Source organism: Streptomyces sp. O3 (genome assembly GCF_054788135.1).
Window position 1 is genome coordinate 1 of record NZ_JBTVYK010000081.1, and the last position, 20,141, is coordinate 20,141.

Annotated in this window: 20 protein-coding genes; 12 read left to right on the top strand and 8 right to left on the bottom strand. The window is 71.5% G+C overall.

All coding sequences use genetic code 11. The features are described from left to right. The 4 genes from ACX6XY_RS28165 to ACX6XY_RS28180 all read left to right on the top strand — a co-directional run. Positions 1–1,246 (top strand): tetratricopeptide repeat protein (locus tag ACX6XY_RS28165; RefSeq protein WP_460336766.1); only part of this gene is annotated, 1,246 nt, incomplete at its 5' end. Between the two features lie 3 nt (positions 1,247–1,249). Continuing rightward, positions 1,250–2,614, top strand: a complete 1,365-nt coding sequence (locus ACX6XY_RS28170; protein WP_460336769.1) for a PP2C family serine/threonine-protein phosphatase — start codon at positions 1,250–1,252, stop codon at positions 2,612–2,614. Positions 2,615–2,775: 161 nt separating this feature from the next. After that, entirely contained in the window at positions 2,776–4,113 is a 1,338-nt protein-coding gene (locus ACX6XY_RS28175) for a vWA domain-containing protein (protein WP_460336772.1), read from the top strand. Positions 4,114–4,206: 93 nt separating this feature from the next. Beyond that, positions 4,207–5,340 (top strand): FHA domain-containing protein, encoded by a 1,134-nt coding sequence (locus ACX6XY_RS28180; RefSeq protein ID WP_460336775.1) that lies wholly within the window; start codon positions 4,207–4,209, stop codon positions 5,338–5,340. 39 nt (positions 5,341–5,379) lie between these two features. Here ACX6XY_RS28180 and ACX6XY_RS28185 read toward each other — a convergent pair whose 3' ends face one another. Beyond that, on the bottom strand, positions 5,380–6,381 hold the full coding sequence (locus ACX6XY_RS28185; RefSeq protein ID WP_460336779.1) for a methyltransferase domain-containing protein: 1,002 nt from the start codon (positions 6,379–6,381) through the stop codon (positions 5,380–5,382). Between the two features lie 123 nt (positions 6,382–6,504). Here ACX6XY_RS28185 and ACX6XY_RS28190 point away from each other — a divergent pair, with 123 nt between their 5' ends. Further along, complete coding sequence (locus ACX6XY_RS28190; protein WP_460336782.1) at positions 6,505–6,909, top strand: globin; 405 nt, start codon at positions 6,505–6,507, stop codon at positions 6,907–6,909. Between the two features lie 18 nt (positions 6,910–6,927). On the opposite strand, the gene ACX6XY_RS28195 is transcribed toward ACX6XY_RS28190, so the two are convergent. From ACX6XY_RS28195 to ACX6XY_RS28215, 5 genes are all read right to left on the bottom strand, one after another. Next, on the bottom strand, positions 6,928–7,650 hold the full coding sequence (locus tag ACX6XY_RS28195) for a hypothetical protein (RefSeq protein WP_460336784.1): 723 nt from the start codon (positions 7,648–7,650) through the stop codon (positions 6,928–6,930). After that, positions 7,647–8,114: an acyl-CoA thioesterase gene (locus ACX6XY_RS28200; RefSeq protein ID WP_460336787.1), complete on the bottom strand. Its 468-nt coding sequence runs from the start codon at positions 8,112–8,114 to the stop codon at positions 7,647–7,649. The genes ACX6XY_RS28195 and ACX6XY_RS28200 overlap by 4 nt, the downstream gene beginning before the upstream one ends. 7 nt (positions 8,115–8,121) lie before the next feature. Beyond that, the gene (ettA, locus tag ACX6XY_RS28205; RefSeq protein ID WP_460336789.1) at positions 8,122–9,786 is read right to left on the bottom strand and encodes an energy-dependent translational throttle protein EttA; all 1,665 of its coding nucleotides are present in this window, start codon (positions 9,784–9,786) and stop codon (positions 8,122–8,124) included. 613 nt (positions 9,787–10,399) lie between these two features. After that, the gene (locus ACX6XY_RS28210; protein WP_460336792.1) at positions 10,400–11,647 is read right to left on the bottom strand and encodes an XRE family transcriptional regulator; all 1,248 of its coding nucleotides are present in this window, start codon (positions 11,645–11,647) and stop codon (positions 10,400–10,402) included. Positions 11,648–11,807: 160 nt separating this feature from the next. Beyond that, complete coding sequence (locus ACX6XY_RS28215) at positions 11,808–12,143, bottom strand: winged helix-turn-helix domain-containing protein (protein ID WP_460336795.1); 336 nt, start codon at positions 12,141–12,143, stop codon at positions 11,808–11,810. A 220-nt stretch (positions 12,144–12,363) separates the two neighbouring features. On the opposite strand from ACX6XY_RS28215, the gene ACX6XY_RS28220 reads away from it, so the two are divergent. The 7 genes from ACX6XY_RS28220 (at position 12,364) to ACX6XY_RS28250 (ending at position 17,570) form a co-directional block, all read left to right on the top strand. Next, entirely contained in the window at positions 12,364–12,840 is a 477-nt protein-coding gene (locus ACX6XY_RS28220; RefSeq protein WP_460336798.1) for a helix-turn-helix transcriptional regulator, read from the top strand. 5 nt (positions 12,841–12,845) lie between these two features. Continuing rightward, positions 12,846–13,475, top strand: coding sequence for an HNH endonuclease (locus ACX6XY_RS28225; protein WP_460336819.1), 630 nt, complete (start codon positions 12,846–12,848; stop codon positions 13,473–13,475). Positions 13,476–13,543: 68 nt separating this feature from the next. After that, a complete protein-coding gene (locus ACX6XY_RS28230) occupies positions 13,544–14,029 on the top strand; it encodes a DUF2742 domain-containing protein (RefSeq protein WP_460336801.1) in 486 nt (161 codons plus the stop codon). After that, a complete protein-coding gene (locus ACX6XY_RS28235; protein ID WP_460336803.1) occupies positions 14,026–15,633 on the top strand; it encodes a DNA primase family protein in 1,608 nt (535 codons plus the stop codon). The genes ACX6XY_RS28230 and ACX6XY_RS28235 overlap by 4 nt, the downstream gene beginning before the upstream one ends. Beyond that, positions 15,630–15,881, top strand: coding sequence for a helix-turn-helix domain-containing protein (locus tag ACX6XY_RS28240; RefSeq protein WP_460336806.1), 252 nt, complete (start codon positions 15,630–15,632; stop codon positions 15,879–15,881). Before ACX6XY_RS28235 ends, ACX6XY_RS28240 begins: the two co-directional genes overlap by 4 nt. Before the next feature lie 218 nt (positions 15,882–16,099). After that, entirely contained in the window at positions 16,100–16,312 is a 213-nt protein-coding gene (locus ACX6XY_RS28245; protein ID WP_460336809.1) for a hypothetical protein, read from the top strand. A 1-nt stretch (position 16,313) separates the two neighbouring features. Further along, positions 16,314–17,570 carry a tyrosine-type recombinase/integrase gene (locus tag ACX6XY_RS28250; protein WP_460336811.1) on the top strand — a complete coding sequence of 419 codons (1,257 nt, stop codon included), beginning with the start codon at positions 16,314–16,316 and terminating at the stop codon, positions 17,568–17,570. 202 nt (positions 17,571–17,772) lie between these two features. On the opposite strand, the gene ACX6XY_RS28255 is transcribed toward ACX6XY_RS28250, so the two are convergent. Continuing rightward, on the bottom strand, positions 17,773–19,176 hold the full coding sequence (locus ACX6XY_RS28255; protein WP_460336814.1) for a Cys-Gln thioester bond-forming surface protein: 1,404 nt from the start codon (positions 19,174–19,176) through the stop codon (positions 17,773–17,775). 262 nt (positions 19,177–19,438) lie between these two features. Then, positions 19,439–20,002: a single-stranded DNA-binding protein gene (locus ACX6XY_RS28260; RefSeq protein WP_460336816.1), complete on the bottom strand. Its 564-nt coding sequence runs from the start codon at positions 20,000–20,002 to the stop codon at positions 19,439–19,441. Positions 20,003–20,141: the final 139 nt, after the last annotated feature.

Sequence of the window (20,141 nt, forward strand, 5' to 3'; positions counted from 1 at the left end):
GGGCGACGCCGCTTCGGGCGCGGGCCGCGCGGGCCCCGTGCCGGGCGGCGCCCAGGGCCCGGCGTCCCCCGGACAGACGGCACCGCGGCCAGCCGTCGCACCGGGCGGCAGCCCGGAAGGGGCCGCGACTCAGCCCGGTCCGGACAGGCGCGCCACGGGCGGCGCGACCGGCGCGGGTGCGCCCGGCGCGGGCACGCCTCGTGAAGGCGGCACACACGGCACGGGCGGCACACCCGGCGTGAGCGCACCCGGTGCGCCCGGTGCAGGCACGCCCAGTGCGGGCAGCGTGCCCGGTGGTGGGGGCGGGGTGCTGGTGAAGCCGTTGGCGTACGGGGACGCCGCGCTCGCGCTGCCGGTGCCGCGGGTGCATCCCGGTGACGCCAACGCCGGGTTCCTCGCGGGGCTGATGGCCGCCGCGCCCGCCGAGCTGATCACCGCGCTGCACGCCGCGCCGACGCCGTCCGTCGAACTGCGGCTGCGCGAGCTGCGCGCCCGCCTGGAGATGACCGAACTGACGTCCGCCGCCCGGTCGCTGGAGGACCTGGAGCGGACCGAGGCGGACGACTGGCGGGTCGTCTGGTACCGCGGCGTGGTCTCCCTGGCCACCGGCGACTTCGCGAGCGCCGCGCTGTCCTTCGACGCGGTGTACGACGCGTTCCCCGGCGAGGCCGCGCCCAAGCTCGCGCTCGGCGTGTGCGCGGAGGTGCTGGGGCAGTTGGACAACGCCGCCGAGTACTACCGCCTGGTCTGGACGACCGACCCGAGCTATGTCAGCGCGGCCTTCGGGCTCGCCCGTGTGCGGCTGGCCGCGGGCGACCGGCGTGGGGCGGTGCGTACCCTGGAGTCGGTACCGGAGGCGTCGATTCACTACACGGCGGCCCGAGTCGCCGCCGTACGGGCCCGGCTTCGGGACCAGGCGACGCATGAGCCGCTGCTCGACGATCTGACCGCGGCCGCCGGTCAGGTGGAGGCGCTGCGGCAGGTCGGCCTGGACGCGATCCGCCGCGAGCGGCTGTCGGCCGAGGTGCTGGGGACCGCCCTGGACTGGGTGCTCTCCGGCGGCCCCGGCACGGCGTCGGGAGCCGCGGGCCACCAGATGCTGCTGGGCAGCGCTCTGGACGAGCGCGGCCTGCGGTCCGGTCTCGAACGCGCGTACCGCACACTCGCCCGGCTGGCTCAGCGCGGCGAGGAGAGGATCGAACTGGTGGAGCGGGCCAACCGTCTCCGCCCCCGGACGTGGGTGTGATTGATGTCGCGAGTGCCCCAGCCATCCGTCGGGTCGGCCCGGTCAGGGTGTCCCAGCTGCGCGGAGCCGCTGGAATCGGGTGACCGGTTCTGCGGCGCGTGCGGATATGACCTGTCGGCCGCGCCGGACGCCGCGCCGGACGACCACCCGACGCTCGCGATCAACGGGGCCGCCCGCGCCGCCGCGAGCCCGCCCGCGCCTGCCCCGTCGCCTTCGGCTTCGGTGGAGTGGCCGCAGGCGCCCGAGCAGGACAGTTCGGCCAGCCCGGCGCCGGTGCATCTGCCCAGCGACCTGGCGGGCCTCGACTCGACGAGCACCGGAGCCACCGAGACCGCCGAAGCCGCCGACGCGCCCGACGAGTTCCCGCTCCAGCCCCCGGCAGACCCACGGACCGCGCCCCCACAGACCACACCCCCACGACCAGGCGCTCCGGCGAACGCCCCGGCGGGCGGCAAGCGCTGTGTGGCCTGCCGCAGGGGCGCCGTCGACCACGACGGCTACTGCGAGCACTGCGGCCACGCCCAGCCGCGCGAGCGCGACCACATGGAGCGGGAACTCGGGTCGGTGGCCGCGGTCACCGACCGCGGGCTGCGCCACCACCGCAACGAGGACGCGTTCGCCGTGTCCTCGACCGCGCTGCCGGACGCCTCACCGGCGACCGTGGCGATCGTCTGCGACGGCGTGTCCTCGTCGGCCCGCCCCGACGAGGCGTCCCTGGCCGCGTCGCGGGCGGCCAGCGAGGCGCTGCTGGCGTCGCTGCCGCGCGGCGTCCCCCCGCGCGGGGCCCTGCACGAGGCGATCGTCGCCGCCGCCGACGCGGTCAACGCCCTGGCCGCCGACCCCGTACCGGCCGGGAAACACGAGCCGCACCGGCAGAACGCCCCGGCCTGCACCCTGGTCGCCGCCGTGGTCACGGCCGGTCTGCTGGTCGTCGGCTGGGTCGGCGACTCCCGCGTCTACTGGGTCCCGGACGACCGCTCCGCCCCGGCCGCCCGGCTCACCGAGGACGACTCCTGGGCCGCGCAGATGGTGGCCGCCGGACTGATGACCGAGGCCGAGGCGTACGCCGACGAGCGCGCCCACGCCATCACCGGCTGGCTCGGCGCCGACGCGTACGAACTGGAGCCGCACACCGCCTCCTTCACCCCGGACCGCCCCGGCGTGGTGGTGGTGTGCACCGACGGCCTGTGGAACTACGCGGAGGGCGCGGACGAACTGGCCTCGGTGCTCCCCGCGGACGCCGGGCGACGCCCGATGCACAGCGCACGGGTGCTGGTCGGCCACGCCCTGGACGGCGGGGGCCACGACAACGTAACAGTGGCGGTGCTGCCGTTCCCCGTCGCGCCGCGAGGGGCAGGATCGGCCTGAGAAGGGGCGGGGCCCGACGCGCGCTCGCCACACGAGCGGCGCGCGCGTACGCACCACAACGCGCACCACGCACACACGCACACCACGCACACCACGCACCACGACGCACACACGACGCGGCGCCGAACACGCGTGCCACGCACGAGGGGGGAGCAGAACCCATGGCCAATTTCGAGAAGTCGAACGCTCCGCGGTTCGACGTCGAGGTCTACCAGAACGAGTACCTGCCCGAGGGCGGCCGGGAGGTGAACGCGATCGTCACGGTCACCTCGACCGGGGGCGGCACCCTGGGCGGCACGGCGGCGCGCACGCTCGCGCCGGGCCAGGCCTCCGACGCGGCGGTCGCGCTCATGGTGGACTGCTCGGGTTCGATGGACTACCCGCCGACCAAGATGCGGGGCGCGCGGGACGCCACGGCCGCCGCGGTGGACGCGCTGCGCGACGGCGTACGGTTCGCGGTGATCGCCGGGACGCATGTCGCCAAGGAGGTCTATCCGGGCGGCGGCGCGCTCGCCGTGGCCGGTGAGCGGACGCGGGACGAGGCCAAGCGGGCGCTGCGTCGGCTGAGCGCGGGCGGCGGCACCGCGATCGGCACCTGGCTACGGCTCGCCGACCGGCTCCTGGCCACCGCCGACGTGGCCATCCGGCACGGCATCCTGCTCACCGACGGGCGCAACGAGCACGAGTCGCCCGAAGACCTCCAGGACGCGCTGGACTCCGCCGCGGGCCGCTTCACCTGCGACGCCCGCGGGGTCGGCACGGACTGGGAGGTCAAGGAGGTCACCCACGTCGCGTCCTCGCTGCTCGGCACGGCCGACATCGTGGCCGATCCGGCCGGGCTCGCCGACGACTTCACGCACATGATGGAGACCGCGATGGGCAAGGAGGTCGCGGACGTCGCGCTGCGGCTGTGGACGCCGATGGGCGCGGAGATCACGTTCGTCAAGCAGGTGGCGCCCACCGTCGAGGAGCTGACCGACCGGCGGACCGAGGCCGGGCCGCGCGCCGGCGACTACCCGACCGGCTCCTGGGGCGACGAGTCCCGTGACTACCACGTCTGTGTCCAGGTGCCCAGCGCCGGGGTCGGCCAGGAGATGCTGGCCTCGCGTGTCTCGCTGGTGATCCCGGAGCCGGACGGCGGCGCGCGGACCCTGTCGCAGGGTCTGGTACGGGCCGTGTGGACGGACGATATGGCGGCCACCACAGCGATCAACCCGCAGGTCGCGCACTACACGGGGCAGGCGGAACTGGCGCAGGTCATCCAGCAGGGCCTTCAGGCCCGCAAGGCGGGGGACGCGGACGGGGCGACGGCCAAGCTGGGGCGGGCCGTTCAGCTGGCGAGCGCGTCGGGGAACGCGGATACCGCGAAGCTTCTGGCGAAGGTGGTCGACGTGGTCGACGCCGCTGCGGGTACTGTGCGGCTGAAGGCCAAGGTCGCGGACGCCGACGAGATGACGCTCGAGACCCGGTCGACGAAGACCGTTCGCGTGAAGAAGTGAACGGAACGCAGTGCTGTGAAGACATGACGTGACGTCGTGACGCCGTGATGTCATGACGTGAAGAAGCCGTGAAGGAGAGGGGGACGCGCCGACATGCCGACCTGCCCCAACGGACACCAGTCGGGTTCCGACGACTGGTGTGAGGTCTGCGGCCACCGCATGGCGGGAGCCGGTGCCGTACCGCCGCCTCCCCCGCCGCCACCGGCCGCGCCCGGCTACGCCCAGCAGGGGCCAGGCGGTCCCGGCGGTCCCGGCGGTCAGGCGGAACTCTGCCCGCAGTGCCGTACCCCGCGCGAGGCCAACGCCCCGTTCTGCGAGGAGTGCCGGTGGAACTTCCTCACCAACACCGCGACCTCGTACACCCCGGTGGCTCCCCAGCAGCCGCTGCCGGGGCGCGACGGCCCGGCGGGCTTCCCGTCCCGGCCGCAGCGGCCGGACGCGGGTGAGTACACCGACTCCGGCCTCTCGCAGATGAACCGCCCGGCCGAGCCGCTCTCGGGCGGCCTCCAGGAGCCGGGCCACCGGCAGGGTCCGCCGCCCCCGGCCTTCCAGCAGGGCGCGCCGCCACCGGGGTTCGCCCAGGGGCCGCCGCCCCCGGCGCCTCTGCGGGAGGAGCGGCCGCCCGCGCCGCCCCGGCCCGGCGCGCCGTCGCCCGGCTTCGACGACGACTGGGTGCTGCCGCCGCCCTCCGGGCAGGCGGTGCAGGCCCCACCGCCGGGACCCCAGGGCCCCGGCGACCCCGGCTACCCCGGCGGCTACGGCTACCCGCAGCGGACGCAGACACCTCAGGCCCCGCAGACGCCCCAGGGCCCGCAGGCGCCCATGGGGTGGTCGGCGACGATCGGTCCCGACCGCGAGTACTTCATGGCCATGATGCAGCGCAGCGGCCCCGAGGCGTCCGGCCTCAACCTGCCCGCGTACTCGCCCGAGCAGCAGCGCCCGCTGGTGGGCAACCAGCTCACCATCGGCCGTCGCCGCCACTCCACCGGCGACACCCCGGACATCGACCTGTCCGTGCCGCCGGAGGATCCGGGCGTGTCGCACCAGCACGCGATCCTGGTCCAACAGCCGGACGGCTCCTGGGCGGTCGTCGACCAGAACTCCACCAACGGCACCACGGTCAACGGCGGCGAGGACCCCATCCAGCCCTTCGTCCCGGTCCCCCTCCAGGACGGCGACCGGGTCCACGTGGGCGCCTGGACGACGATCACCATCCGCCGCGTCTAAGGGACTATGGCGGAGGGGCGTCTATGGGGGCTGTGGGGTCTATGGCGTCAGGGGCCACGCGTAGGGGCCGGTCGGATCGTCCAGCCAGGCCCATACGTCGTGGCCGCTGACGGTGACGCCGAACCGTTCGCGTCCCGGACGCCCCTCGCGCCGCCACAGCGCGAACGCCTCCTGCGGGTCGAGGCGGCCCTCGGTGAGCGTGCGGAGGAACCGGAAGAGTTCGTTCTGGGCCGCCCCGCGCGGCAGTCCGCCGACGTGCGGCGGCGGTGACGGCGGCCGCCGCGGGACCGGTGAGCCGCGCAGCGGCACGAAGTAGGCGGGCGTGTGCAGGAAGTGCCCTTCGGCGTGGCCGGAGTCCCGCACCTTGAGGCGGATCAGCCCGGTCGACAGCGGCGCCAGGATCCACGCGCCGGGGCGGCACTGCTCAAGCCACACCCGCGGCACGGTCTCCAGGCCGCAGGTCGCCATGATCCGGTCGTACGGGGCCCGCTCGGGGCAGCCGCGCGCCCCGTCCCCGGTGACGACGGCCGGGTGATAACCGGCGGCGTCCAGGTGCCGCCGCGCCGACTCGGTGATCTCCGGGTCCAGGTCGACGGTGGTGACCAGGTCGTCCCCCAGCCGGTGGGCGAGCAGCGCCGCGTTGTAGCCGGTGCCCGCGCCGACCTCCAGCACCGCGTCTCCGTCCCTGATCAGCAGCTCGGCGAGCATCCTGGCCATCAGCGACGGCTGGCTGCTGGACGAGACCAGCTCGCCGTCCCGCAGCCGGGTGGCCAGCGGCGCGTCCACGTACGCCCCGCGCAGCCAGCGCTCCCGCCGCCCGAGGTCCGGGTCCTCGCCCCACAGCCGCTCATGGCCGCCCACCACGCCGAGGTAGTAGTACGGCACGAACACATGGCGCGGGACCTCCGCGAACGCCGCGAGCCAGGCGGGGTCGTCGGCCAGCGCCCCGCTCGCCTCGATCTCGCGCACGAGTCCGGCCCGCGCCTCGGCGGCGATCTCGGCCTCGCTGCGCGGGTGCGGCTCGGACGTCGGCCCACCCATGGCATCCACTGTGCTGCGATATCGCTCCGGACGCGAGGACCGCCCCCTGGGCTACTCGGGAGTAGCCCAGGGGATGGTCCTAGACCTCCGGTACTCGGCCGACGGGTCTGAGAACATGGAGGCGTGAAAGAGATTCCGCGCGGCACACTTCAGGAACAGACGTTCTACGAACAGGTCGGCGGCGAGGAGACCTTCCGGCGCCTGGTCCACCTGTTCTACCAGGGGGTCGCGGACGACCCCCTGCTACGGCCGATGTATCCGGAGGAGGACCTGGGCCCGGCCGAGGAGCGGCTCGCCCTGTTCCTGATGCAGTACTGGGGCGGCCCCCGCATATACAGCGACAACCGCGGCCACCCCCGGCTGCGCATGCGGCACGCCCCGTTCACCGTGGACCGCGCCGCGCACGACGCGTGGCTGCGGCATATGCGGGCCGCCGTCGACGAGCTCGGGCTCTCCGAGGAGCACGAGCGCACCCTGTGGAACTACCTCACCTACGCCGCGGCCTCGATGGTGAACTCGGAGGGCTGACCTCCGGCCCGAACCGCCCTAGGCGGGGCTGACGCTCAGCGCGCCCAGGCCGCCCGACCCGCGTACGGCGACCGATCCGTACGGTGTGCGCAGCCGCAGCCACGCACCCGCGCCGAGCAGGTCGAGCGGTGTGCCGCCGGGCCGCAGGAAGCCCAGCGCCTGCGCGGCGTGCGCGGCCCGTACCGGCAGGCCGGTGTCGCCGACCGGCGCCGACCACACCTCGCCGCCGATCCGGTCCAGTTCGGAGCGGGTCCGCTTGTCCGGCGGCAACTCCTCGGTGCGCGCCCGGAATTCGGCGACCGCGTCGGCCACCAGGCGGCGTACCTCGTCGGCCGCCGGGAGCCCGGACAGCCGGCGCCATCCGGCGCGCGGCGGCAGCACCCCGGCCCAGGGCGGCCCGGTGACGGCCGCGGGCACCCGTGCCGTGCCCGTCCGCTCGTCCACGGACTCCAGCAACTCGCCCGCGGACACGGTCACATCCAGCTCGCCGCCGGGCAGCGCGAGCCGCGCCGTCCGGATCGCCAGGACCTCGAACGACGGCGGCCGCCCGAACACGGCCAGCGCCCGGCCCTCCGCCTGGAGCCGTACCGCGGCGGCCTTGTCGTAGTGGATCAGCCGGGCCAGGAAGGCGGCGAGATCCGCCGCCTCCCCGGCGTCGGCGAACTCCAGGCGCTCCAAGCGCTCCAGGCGCTCCAGGCGCTCCGGACGCTCTGGACGCGACGCCGGGGACGCGTGCGTCATGCGGCCAACGCCTCCGCGGCGTCCGGGCCGCCGGAGGCCGCGTCGTCGAGGTACTCCTGGAGGAAGGACCGCTCCTCGGCGGAGATCCGGCGCGGCCGCTGGGCCTCAAGGTCGAACGGCACCACGACGGTGGAGGCCCGCACGTACACCTGCCCCGGACTCCCGGCGACCCCGGCGTCCTTGATCTCGTACGCGATGGTGAGCGAGGCCGCGCCGATCTTCGTCACCCAGGACTCGACGGTGACCGGCTCATGCCGGTGCACCAGCGGCCGTACGTAGTCGATCTCGTGCCGCGCGACGACGGACCCGCCCGAGAACGAGGGCGAGCCGTCGCCCGGCGCCAGCCGGAACATGAAGTCGATCCGGGCCTCCTCCAGATAGCGGAGGAACACCACGTTGTTGACGTGCCCGAAGGCGTCCATGTCCGACCAGCGCAGCGGGCAGGAGTACACGTGTCGCGTCACCGGCGCATCAGCCCCGCGTCAGCTTCTTGTACGTGGCGCGGTGCGGGCGGGCCGCGTCCGGGCCGAGGCGCTCGATCTTGTTCTTCTCGTACGACTCGAAGTTGCCCTCGAACCAGTACCACTTGGAGTCGCCCTCGTACGCCAGGATGTGCGTGGCGACGCGGTCCAGGAACCAGCGGTCGTGGGAGATGACCACCGCGGCGCCCGGAAACTCCAGGAGCGCGTTCTCCAGCGAGGACAGGGTCTCGACGTCGAGGTCGTTGGTCGGCTCGTCGAGGAGCAGCAGGTTGCCGCCCTCCTTGAGGGTGAGCGCCAGGTTGAGGCGGTTGCGCTCACCGCCGGAGAGGACTCCGGCCGGCTTCTGCTGGTCCGGGCCCTTGAAGCCGAAGGCGCTGACGTAGGCGCGGGACGGCATCTCGACCTGGCCGACGTTGATGTAGTCCAGCTCGTCCGACACGACCGCCCAGAGGGTCTTCTTGGGGTCGATGTTGGCGCGGCCCTGGTCGACGTAGCTGACCTTGACGGTGTCGCCGACCTTGATGGAGCCGTTGTCCGGCTGCTCCAGGCCCTGGATCATCTTGAACAGCGTGGTCTTGCCCGCGCCGTTGGGGCCGATGACGCCGACGATGCCGTTGCGCGGCAGAGTGAAGCTGAGGTCCTCGATGAGGACCTTGTCGCCGAACGCCTTGTTGAGGTTCTCGACCTCGACGACGATGCTGCCCAGGCGCGGGCCCGGCGGAATCTGGATCTCCTCGAAGTCCAGCTTCCGCATCTTCTCGGCCTCGGCGGCCATCTCCTCGTAACGGGCGAGGCGCGCCTTGGACTTGGTCTGGCGGCCCTTGGCGTTGGAGCGGACCCACTCCAGCTCTTCCTTGAGGCGCTTCTGCCGCTTGGCGTCCTTCTGGCCCTCGACCTTGAGGCGGGCCTGCTTCTTCTCCAGGTAGGTGGAGTAGTTGCCCTCGTAGGGGTGGGCGCGGCCGCGGTCGAGTTCGAGGATCCACTCGGCGACGTTGTTCAGGAAGTACCGGTCGTGGGTGACGGCGACCACGGCGCCCGGATACTTCGAGAGGTGCTGCTCAAGCCAGTTCACCGACTCGGCGTCGAGGTGGTTGGTGGGCTCGTCGAGGAGCAGCAGGTCGGGGGCCTCCAGCAGCAGCTTGCAGAGCGCGACGCGGCGCTTCTCACCGCCGGAGAGGTTGACCACCGGCCAGTCGCCGGGCGGGCAGCCGAGCGCGTCCATCGCCTGTTCCAGCTGGGCGTCCAGGTCCCAGGCGCCTGAGTGGTCCAGCTCCTCCTGGAGCCTGCCCATCTCTTCGAGCAGCTCGTCGGAGTAGTCGGTCGCCATCAGTTCGGCGATCTCGTTGAAGCGGTCCAGCTTCCCCTTGGTGGCGGCGACGCCGTCCTGCACGTTCTCCAGGACCGTCTTGCTCTCGTCGAGCTCCGGCTCCTGCATGAGGATGCCGACGCTGTACCCCGGCGAGAGGAACGCGTCGCCGTTGGAGGGCTGCTCGAGCCCGGCCATGATCTTGAGAACGGTGGACTTACCGGCGCCGTTCGGGCCGACCACACCGATCTTCGCGCCAGGCAGGAAGTTCAGGGTGACGTCGTCGAGGATCACCTTGTCGCCGTGCGCCTTGCGCGTCTTGCGCATGGTGTAGATGAACTCAGCCAAGAGAAACCGTCCGGCAAACTGGGAGTGGGCAGATACACCCCATCTTGCCTGACGGTCGGCCCTGGGGGGAAACCCGTATGGCAGAAGGCCCTGACCAGGGGTGCAACGACCGTGTCCACCATCGGCACCCGCCGTTGCCGGTGGTCGTTGGTGGTCATCGGTCGCCGTCGGACGGCCCACAGACGGCCCGGCGCGAGGCCCGGAGTGGGGCCCGTGCTGCTATCGCCGGGAGCTCCCGCGCCGCGGGGAAGGGCAAGAAGGACCGCCCTCCGGGCGGGCGCTCCACGGCGCGCCAGCTCATGTCCGGGCTGGCCCTGGACGGCGGCTGGCGGTGCCCGTGAACGTAGCGAGCGGGCCAAGGGACGTGCGGCCGTAGGCCGCTCACTCTTGCCTTTTAGCTACCAAGCGTGACGGTTGGTCGTATAGCGGGAGCCTCTAACGCTAGCGGCGCGACCCGCTAGCGTTAGCACCCCCGCTAGCGGCTCGCCTAGCCGCTGATCAGGGGGCTAGTAGTTAGCGGTCGACAGGGGAGAAACCCCGGACTCGGGTCGAATCCGGGGTTTCGGAGGGTTGAGCCTGCCGCTAGTGCCTTCCAAGCGGGGGCTACCAAGCGTTACTGCGGCAGGAAGCCGGGCTTCGCGTTGCCAAGGTCGCGCAGGTGCGCGAGGTAATCCTGAGCAGAAGGCTCGTCGGCGTAGCGACGCCGCATCTCCGCGGCCAGCTCGCGGCTCGTCATGATGAGCGAAGGGACTGACTGGCGGTCGCCCTGGAGAGCCCGCTCTCCCATGATGAGGGCCTGTTCGAGGTCGCCCTCACGGGCCGCGGTGACGCCGAGCGTGACGCGCGCCTCCGAGTTGCGCATCGGTGAGCGCTCCGTGCCGTCGAAGTCGGTGCCCGTGCGGAGCACCTCCTCAGCGAGCGTACGCGCGAGCTTGTCCTCGCCCACGAGGCGGTAGCAGTCCATCGAGTAGAAGTCGAACTTGGCGGGGTCCACCACGAAGTGGTTGTCCAGGTTCTCGGGATGCGGCATCCCTTCGAGCAGCCGCCGCCCCTTGTCAAGCGCCACCTCAACCTGCCGACGGTCCCCGAGCCGCGCCCATGCCTTGGCCTCCTGCCCAGCGAGCTGCACCGCGACGCCGTGACTGGAAGCCACCTCCGCCCCCGCCTGGGCGGCAGTGACGACGCCGCGATAGTCACCCGTCGTAAGGGCGAACCAGGCCCGCATCTCGTGGGCCCAACCAGCAATCTCCGCGTTCTCCGACTCCGTGGCGAGGGAAAGCGCGGCCTGACGCGTCCCCTCTGCCGCCTGACGGTCTCCGGTGTCGTACTCCACGCAACCCACCAAGAGCGCGAGCCAGCCGGAGAGAGCCAGCACCTCACGATGCTGCGCGAGCGTCAGACTCTTGGAGTGGAGTTCCACGACTCGCCGTAGCCACTGCCGCCCCTCGATGAGGAGCTGTTCGCTCGGCATGTACGGGTACTCAGAGGCGAGACGATCCGTGGTGATCCGCAGGGCGTCAAGCGTCGCGGAGTCGACGTCGGAGCGGCTGAGACGACTCACGATCTCGAATGTCTCCATGCCGCTCGCCGCGAGCACTTCCTTGTTCCCGTCCCGTCGGCCGGGCGCCGGAAAGAGCGCGTGCGTAACGGTGCCGAACATGGCCGCGATGAACGGCCGGTAGAAGTCGTTCGGCATCTGTCCAGCTTCCCAGCGCTTCCACTGCCGGATCATGCTGTCGTCGGCGGGTAGTTCCTCTGTGGCGTGCGCACGGAGAGCCTTCACCGCGTCCCGCTGTGACCAGTCGCGAGCCACACGCTCAGCCGCGATGCGCCGCGCCCATGCGGGCCTGCCGTCGCTCATAACGCCCTCCTCCGAGTGCTGACGTGCCGAGTCTCGCGCGCGGGCCATGGGGACAAGGAAGGGGACAGCGGGGTGACACCTGCCGTGTCCCCGCCCCGTTTACCTGCCCCCACCATGTCACCTACACCAGCGGGCCCGTGTTCTGCATGCTGGCTACAGATCACGCACCACCAGACACGGAGCGTTCCTCCAGTGCTTCGAGTCGTTCAGTCAACGCCTGAATCTGGGAGCGGATTTCCTTGATGTCGTCGTGCACGTCGCTGCTGGGGGCGGAACCGTCGCTGACGAAATTGCCGAGATTCCCGGCCGACATGATCAGCCCTTCGGCCCGGAGCGCGGCCAGCCCGTTTTGGATGGTCTGGCTCGCGTATCCGAAGCGATCCATGAGCTCGCGCTGCGACGGAAGCTTGTCGCCCGGCTTCATCCGCTTGATGTCGTCGCGGAGCGCGTCCGCGACTTCCACTGCCTTCGGCTTGGGCCCTCTCGTGACGGTCATGGCCTGAGCGTACCGACTTCCATCACAGCGAACTAGTACGCATCACAGCACAAGGCTTGTGCACCACAGCAGACTAGTGCAAGGTAGTTAGTAAGCGGTCGCCCGGAGACGGGCGAGATTCCCGCAAAAAAGCCCTGGTCGAAACCAGGGCTCATCAACAGGGAGCGGTCCTCCACCGCCAAGTAGACAACCGCTCCCCGACCCTCGAAGGGGTGTTTCCATGATGCCGCACGACTCGACAGCACTGCGGGTGATCACACCCGAGAGCAGCGCGAAGGCGACTCCCGTCCAGGTCGGGAACCCCCACCTGCGGGCCGCGTTAGTCGAGGCCGGACTGACCTACGAGGAACTGGCTGAGCGGCTGCGTGTGGACCGCAAGACGGTGGAGCGGTGGGTGAACGAGCCCGGACGGCGGCCCTACGCCCGCCACGCTCACGCACTCGCGCGGATCCTGGGCTGCGACGTGTGGGACCTGTGGCCCGCCCAGCGTCCGGCGCTGCCGGAGCCTGCGGACATGACGGCCGACGGTCAGGCCGCTCCGCTCGTTCAACTGGCCCGCCAGGCCCTGAAGCACGCGGAGAGCATGAACCTCGCCGCTGCTCAGCCCGTCGAACTGGCCCTGGTGGTCGGTGAGCTTGCGGCCTGTCTGCGGGGGCTGGCCGGGCTGCACGAGAGCGCGCCGGGAGGTGCGGCGTGAGCAGCATGCGAAAGCTCGGCTCGGCTCGTCGCCGGGCCCGCAAGGAACAGGTCGCGCGGCGGTTCGGGATGCGGTGCGCCTACTGCCGCGTCCCGCTCGGCTCGCTGCGGGACGCCACCCTCGATCACGTGGTGCCACTCAAGCTGTGGCGGTCATGGTCGGGCACCTCGCTCGTGCTCGCCTGTGAGCCGTGCAACGGTGCCAAGGCTGACTGGCTGCCGCTGTCCATGGCGCTGTTGCTGGTGTTCGCCTACGGCACCGGGCAGGCGGTCACGAGCGTTCGAGGCCTGGCCGGTGAACGCGTTCACGGAAGTGTTCACGACCGGTCGGCGGGCGGAATCGGTGAACGGTCGGGTGGTCGGGTCGGGGGCGGTCCGGTCGACTCGTACGGGGTCGACTGGCGGTTGTTGGCCCGGCTCGCGCACACCCATCAGCCGGTCTTCGAGGCGACGTGGCGTCCCGATCCCGTGGCCGTCCCGGCGGCTGCACGGTCGGGGTGTGAGCTGCGTAAGTCGAGTGCTCACCGGCACCCTCACGGGGGAGTTCACCACGCGGCCGGTCGGCCTGGCTGCCTGCGCTCTGCCCGACTCGTACGCGAGTGTTCACGGCCGACCGGATCGGCGGTGCCCGCATGAACACCGTGAACAGTCGAGTGAACGAGTCGGCCCGACTCGTGCGCGAGTCGGGTATGAGCACCCCCTGCATGAACACTCGCGTGAACATCTCACCGGGCACGGTGAACAACGCACCCGTCCCCGTGAACACCGACCCGCACTTGCCGGACCTCACCGCCGACGCCACCGCGCTGTGGGCGGCTGCTCAGGCCGAGTTGCTGCCTGGCACCTTCCCCGCCTACGGCAGCGACGCGTGGCGGGAGCTCCCTCCGACCGACCCGCGCCGGTACGCCGCCGCTCTCGTCGCGGCCGAGTCGTGGCGTCGCCAGCAAGTACGGGAGAACTGGCTCGCCAGTCTCGATGACGACGCCTGGCATAGGGAGGTGACCCGAGACGCCCTGGACGCCGTGCGCCGCATGCGCCTGTCCGCCCGGCCTGTGAGGGCCGAACTGGACGCGCTCGCCCGCCCGCTGCCCCCGCACCGCCTGACGGCCACCCCCGGCTGGCCACCGGTCGCGGTCCCCGGCCAGCCCGGCCGCTACCTGACCTACGAGCCTTCCGGGGAGGCGGAATGACCACCGAGACCGCGACCGCGGTCCCGCCGCCGACCGACCCGATGGCCGTGGCCCGGCACCTGGCCCCCGCCTGGCAGCACGACGACCTGTTGACGCTCCGGCACTGGCGCGGTGCCTGGATGGCCTGGGAGTACTCACACTGGCGGGAGCTGGACGCCCAGCAAGTGCGGGCCAGCCTCTACAAGCAACTGGAACACGCCCAGTTCGAGCACACCACCGGCAAGGGCACCGAGCTGCGCCGGTGGGCACCGAACATCCGCAAGGTGGCCGACCTGATGCAGGCCATCGCCGCCGTGACCCACCTCGCGCCCGGCATCGACGCCCCCGCCCGCCTCGATCCGCCCGGCCACGCGCTCCCGCACGGCAAGGGCCCGATCGTGGCGTGCACCAACGGCCTGCTGCGCGTCGCCGATCGCACGCTGATGCCGCTGACGCCCGGCTTCTTCAACCTGGTGTCCGTCCCGTTCGACTACGACCCCGACGCCGCCGCCCCCGCCTGGGAGGCGTTCCTTCAGCAGGTGTGGCCAAACGACCCGCACTCGATCGCGGCACTTCAGGAGTGGTTCGGCTACGTCCTGTCGGGCCGCACCGACCAGCAGAAGATCCTTCTCATCGTCGGCCCGACCCGTTCCGGCAAGGGCACGATCGCGCGCATCCTCTCCGGGCTGGTCGGTGAGGGGAACATGGCCGGGCCCACCCTGGCCAGCCTCGGCACCAACTTCGGACTCTCACCGCTGCTCGGCAAGTCCCTCGCGGTCGTCTCCGACGCCCGGCTGACCGGCCGCGACGGTCCGCAGATCGTGGAGCGGCTGCTGACCATCTCCGGGGAGGACACCATCGACGTGGACCGCAAGTTCAAGGACCCGTGGACCGGCAAGCTCCCCACCCGGCTGATGATCCTGTCCAACGAACTGCCGAACTTCGGCGACTCCTCGGGCGTCATCGCCCGCCGCTTCGTGGTCCTCAACATGACGGTCTCGTGGCTCGGCAAGGAGGACACCGCTCTCACCGAAAAGCTCGCCGCGGAGATGCCCGGCATTCTCAACTGGGCCCTGGACGGCCTCGCCCGGCTCGAAGCGACCGGACGGCTCACCGAACCGCCCTCATCCCGCGAAGCGGTCACCACCATGCAGGACACCGCCTCACCCACGAGCGCGTTCGTCCGCGAATGCTGCGAGACCGGCCCCGCCTGTGAGGTCACCGTGGACGAACTGTGGGCGGTCTGGCGGACCTGGGCCGAAGACAACGGCACCCGCGCGGGCACCAAGCAGATGTTCGGCCGCAACCTCCAGTCCGTCGTACCCCAGGTGCGCATCACCAAGCCACGCGGCCCCGACGGCAAGCAGCAACGCGCCTACACCGGACTCGCCCTCACCAGTGACAGTCACAATGCGCTGAATCGCGCCTCATCGCGCCTCACGGACTCCGGCTCAGGCGGCTACGGGCACGCGCTGAGGCGCGATGAGGCGCGACCCACGCCATTGCGCACGCCATTTCACAACGCACCGCTGTGCACCGAGTGCGGCGGTCCGTTCGAGCTCCTCGAAGCGGGCCAGACCACCCACCCCACCTGCACCCCCGCCCCCGGAGGCACAGCGTCATGAACACCCCGCGACCCGTGAACGACGACCCGCACGCCACCCTGCGCGGCGGCCTCCCCGACCGCTACCTCACCCCCGAAGACCTGGTCACCATGTTCAGCCTCCCAAGCGTCGAGACCGTCTACGCCTGGCGTCGCAAGCGCATCGGACCGCCCGCCTTCCGCGTCGGCAAACACCTCCGCTACGACCCCACCGCCGTACGCCAGTGGGTCACCGAACAGACCGCCCTCGAAACCGACCACGCCGCCTGAACGGCCGCGATGCCAGGGAGGCCACCCCCTCAGCCTCCCTAAGAGCCGCTACCGGTAGCAGCACCACCCGCTACCGGTAGCACCCCCGCAAGCACCCCACACCCCCACCGAGCAGGCCCGTAGCACGTAGCGGGCCCGACCCAGCACACCCCAAAACCGGCCGGACGGCCGCTCTCTGGCCCTCCCACGCCCTGCTACCGAGAAGGGACACAGCCCCCATGGCTGGACACATCCAAGACCGCTGGCACGTACGACCCCGCCCCGGAACCGACCGCATCCGCACCGCTCGATACGGCCGGACCCCGCGATACCGCGCCTGCTTCATCGACGCCGACGGCACCCGCAAGTCCAAGACCTTCCACCACCGCCGCGACGCGGAGCGCTGGCTCGCCAGGACCGAAACCGCACACCTCCTGAAGGGACACGCCTGACATGGCTGGACACATCCAAGACCGCTGGTACAAGACCGAGGAGGACGCCGACGGCAAGACCGTCCGCGCTAAGAGCGATCGCTACGGAATCGGCCTGCGCTACCGCGCCCGGTACGTCGGCCCCGACGGCACCGAGAAGTCCAAGAGCTACGCCGACGGGCAGAAGCGGCTTGCCGAGAAGTGGTTGACGCGGACCAAAGCGGACATGGACGCCGGGCAGTACATCGACCCGAAAGCCGGGCAGATCACGTTTGGCAAGTACGCCGAGAAGTACCTAGGTGGGCTGACAACCGACCTGGGCAGCCAGGAAGTGGTGTGCAGGCGCATCCGGCTGCACGCTGTTCCCTATCTGCGTACGCGCCCCATGGGGTCGTTCAAGCCCGAACACATGCGCACCTGGTTGAACCAGCTCCAGTTGGCGGTGCCGAACGGGACGTACCGCCGCGCCGTCTACGACTCGGTGTCGTCGCTGTTCAACGCGGCTGTAGACGACGGCGTGATCAGAACGAACCCCTGTCACGCCCAGTCGGTCAAGCCCCCGGTACCCGAAGACCGGCTGATCATCCCGTGGCCCGACGAGCGCGTAGTGGCTGTGCGCGCGGGGATGCCCACCCGGTATGCGGCCACTGTGGACGCCGGTGGGGGCTGCGGACTCCGCCAGGGCGAGGTGTTCGGCCTCGCTGATGACAACCTGGACTTCGACATCGGCTGGGTGCACGTCCGCCAGCAGATCAAGCGCGTGGGCGGCGCCCTGGTCTTCGCCCCGCCCAAGCGCGGCAAGCTCCGGGACGCGCCTCTCAGTCCGGTGGTGGGCACGGGCTTACAGGAGCACATGGAGATGTTCCCGCCCGTACCCGTCACGCTGCCGTGGAAGACCCCGGACGGGCCATTGGTGACGTTCAACCTGGTCTTCACCAGCGGCGTCGGCAAGGCCATCTGGCGAAGCTACTTCGACGACTACGTATGGAAGCCCGCTCTGGCTCATGCAGGCGTCATCCCACCGAGGAAGCCGGGCCAGAGGTACGCTGCCGCCCCGGACGACGGGATGCACGCGCTACGACACTTCTACGCCTCCGTGGTCCTGGAAGGCGGAGGAAGCATCAAGGCGCTGAGCACCTACCTAGGACACTCCGACCCTGGGTTCACACTGAAGATCTACACCCACCTGCTACCCAGCAGCGAGGAGAAGACGCGAGCGGCCGTGTCGTCCGTGTTCCGGCGCATGCACCCGGTCGCTGAGGTCTCGGCGGCGGCCTGACGGCCCACGGACGGCCCACGGCCCCGAAACGGCCCCTAGTCAGCCGTTCCACCACTGGTCAGAGGCCAGATCACCCCCCAGGGCCGCCAGATACACCCCATCTTGCCTGACGGCCACGCTCGGGGGGAAACCGGTTCTCCCGGCGGCCCCCGGAGGGCGTTCCGATCGGCCCTCTGGGGTCGCTCGGACGGTGACCGGGCGGCTACTGCCCGCTGCCGTCCTTCTTGCGGAGGAAGAACACCGCCACGCCGCCGATCACGACCAGGGCGACCGCGGTGCCCGCGATCTTCGGGGTGGCGCTGGAGCTGCCGGTCTCGGCGAGGTTGCGGCCGTCCGCGATGCCGGCGCCGCCGACCGAGGCGGGGCTCGGGCCGGCGGACGGCTCCGGGGTGCCGCCGTCGGGGGCGCCCGCCGTCGCGCAGTCCAGGACGCCCTTGATCCGCTTCTGGAAGCCGTTCGGCCCGGTGACCGTGAAGTCGTAGGCCTGATCCTCCTGTAGCGGGATGGTGACCGTCCGCGACTCTCCGGCCTCGATGGTGTGCTCGAAGCCCATCAGCTCGAAGGTGAACGGCTCGTCGCCGCTGTTGGCGGCGGCGATGTCCACACCGCCCTTGGCGCAGTTCTTCTGGGCCGACAGCGCGGGTATGGCGCCCTGCTTCGCCCAGTTCACGCTCGCCGTGGCCGAGACGGTCGACTCGCTCGAACCGGCGAGTATCTGCGTCTGGCTCCGGGTCTCGGAGGCGAAGGCCCGGCCGACCGGCACGGTGGTCGACGCCTGGACGGTCAGCGCGGCCGCCCCGGCCTTGGCGGCGTCCTTCGGCACCTCGAAGTACAGCTCGCTGCCGTGCCCCGCCGAGGTCACCGCCTCGCCGTCTGCGTCGACGACCCGCACCCCGCTGGCCGCGGCGTCCGCGGGCGGGCTGACGGTCACGGACTCGGCGCTGGTGCGCACGGTCACCGGGCCGAGCCGCTGCCCCGCGAGGCCGGAGACGGCGGGCGGGTCGAGGGTGAGCGAGGCCTCGGGTTCGGCGCGGTTCCTGGCGTGCTTCTCCAGGTAGTCGGCGAGCTTCTCGGCGCGCGGGTCGAGCGCCTCGACGTCGGCGTCGTCCGAGTAGCGCCAGATGGCCACCTGGGTGCCGGCCGCCGCGGTCTCCTCGGTGAGGTCGCGGGCGCCGGACTTCTTCGCCAGTTCGGCGAGGTCGTTGACCTGCGGGTAGGAGTTCTGCAGGATCCAGCGGATCCTGCCCGCGTGCGGATTGCTGTTGAGGGAGGTCGCGGCCCAGGGGGTCTCCCGGTATTTCGCGCCCTTCTGGGTCGGGTTGTGGATGTCGACGCAGTACGTCTGCAGGGTGCCGCCGTCTTCCACGGACATCTCGAAGAGACCGGCCGGGATCTTCCGCTCGCCGCCGTCCGCCGTGCGGATCACCGCCTGATCCTGTGTCACCAGGTCGCCCAGCGTCGCGGCGGCGCCGCCCTGCCGCTGCGGTTCGTCGTCGGCCGCCGCGGCCCCCGCCCCGGCCAGCACCCCGGCCGCGGCGAGACCTGACGCGAGCGTCACGGCGGCGAGGCGAGCGGCGCGCCGCCGTACAGAGAACGAAGAAACCACTGAATTCCCCTCCGGGCGGGACCCATACGCATGGGGGGACGATCCCGCCAGCAACACCAACCGCCGTCATCGACCGCGGTCATCAACCCCGTGAGTTACGTCCCGAAATCCTAGGGACGCCGCGCGCCCTCGGACCCGATCATGCCGTCCGACGACTGATCCGACTCGCAATCGTTATCGCCAGCAGTCATATGCGACCTGGCCTTATCGACAAATCTCCGGCCAACCCGACCCCGTTGGGGCGATATGTCGCGCTCGCGCGTCAACCAGTGGTCACCGAAACCGACTCCGGCGCGGGCGCGGGCGCGGCGTCCGGCGCGGGCGCGAGGTCCGGCCCGGTGTCCGGTGGCGGCGCGGTGTCCGGTGGCGGCCCGGTGTCCGGTGGCGGCGCGGGTTCGGGGCCCTGCTCCCACCGCGGGCTGTGCCCCGCGTCCGCCGCCGGACGTTCGGTCAGCTCCGGGGCGGCGGCCCGTGACACCCGGCGGAACGCCGCCGTACCGCGCGACAGATCGTGGCCCACCGTCACCGCGTCCACGTCCGCCGACAGCCAGCGGCGGTCCTCGGCCTCCCGTTCCCACACCCGCAACCGCCCGTGCACGACCACGGGCTCACCGACCGTCACACACGACGCCACATTCGCGGCCAGCGTCCTTCTGGCCCACACCGTGAAGAAGCTGGTGCCGGAGTCCCTCCACACCTGCGATACCCGGTCATAGCGGCGGGCGGTCACCGCGAGCCGGAACCGCGTCACCCCTCCGCTGGGCTGCTCGCGGTACCTCGGCTCCGACGCGACGTTCCCCACCAGCGTCACCATCGTGTCGCTCATCTCGACTCCCTCCCCGGTTCTCCGGCGTGGGGGGGGCGGGCGACCCCCCCCCGCCCCCCACAGCACCCCCCCCCCCCCCCCCCCCCCCCCCCCGTGGTCTAACCGCCCGGTGTGGTCACACCCCGCCCCCCCACCAAAA

Bases quoted from the DNA above. Each gene is read 5' to 3' on its own strand.
- ACX6XY_RS28230 (WP_460336801.1), top strand. From the start codon at position 13,544: ATGAACACTCGCGTGAACATCTCACCGGGCACGGTGAACAACGCACCC.
- ACX6XY_RS28215 (WP_460336795.1), bottom strand. From the start codon at position 12,143: ATGACCGTCACGAGAGGGCCCAAGCCGAAGGCAGTGGAAGTCGCGGAC.
- ACX6XY_RS28170 (WP_460336769.1), top strand. From the start codon at position 1,250: ATGTCGCGAGTGCCCCAGCCATCCGTCGGGTCGGCCCGGTCAGGGTGT.
- ACX6XY_RS28220 (WP_460336798.1), top strand. From the start codon at position 12,364: ATGATGCCGCACGACTCGACAGCACTGCGGGTGATCACACCCGAGAGC.
- ACX6XY_RS28235 (WP_460336803.1), top strand. From the start codon at position 14,026: ATGACCACCGAGACCGCGACCGCGGTCCCGCCGCCGACCGACCCGATG.
- ACX6XY_RS28195 (WP_460336784.1), bottom strand. From the start codon at position 7,650: ATGACGCACGCGTCCCCGGCGTCGCGTCCAGAGCGTCCGGAGCGCCTG.
- ACX6XY_RS28260 (WP_460336816.1), bottom strand. From the start codon at position 20,002: ATGAGCGACACGATGGTGACGCTGGTGGGGAACGTCGCGTCGGAGCCG.
- ACX6XY_RS28245 (WP_460336809.1), top strand. From the start codon at position 16,100: ATGGCTGGACACATCCAAGACCGCTGGCACGTACGACCCCGCCCCGGA.
- ACX6XY_RS28180 (WP_460336775.1), top strand. From the start codon at position 4,207: ATGCCGACCTGCCCCAACGGACACCAGTCGGGTTCCGACGACTGGTGT.
- ACX6XY_RS28185 (WP_460336779.1), bottom strand. From the start codon at position 6,381: ATGGGTGGGCCGACGTCCGAGCCGCACCCGCGCAGCGAGGCCGAGATC.
- ACX6XY_RS28250 (WP_460336811.1), top strand. From the start codon at position 16,314: ATGGCTGGACACATCCAAGACCGCTGGTACAAGACCGAGGAGGACGCC.
- ACX6XY_RS28175 (WP_460336772.1), top strand. From the start codon at position 2,776: ATGGCCAATTTCGAGAAGTCGAACGCTCCGCGGTTCGACGTCGAGGTC.
- ACX6XY_RS28210 (WP_460336792.1), bottom strand. From the start codon at position 11,647: ATGAGCGACGGCAGGCCCGCATGGGCGCGGCGCATCGCGGCTGAGCGT.
- ACX6XY_RS28240 (WP_460336806.1), top strand. From the start codon at position 15,630: ATGAACACCCCGCGACCCGTGAACGACGACCCGCACGCCACCCTGCGC.
- ACX6XY_RS28225 (WP_460336819.1), top strand. From the start codon at position 12,846: ATGCGAAAGCTCGGCTCGGCTCGTCGCCGGGCCCGCAAGGAACAGGTC.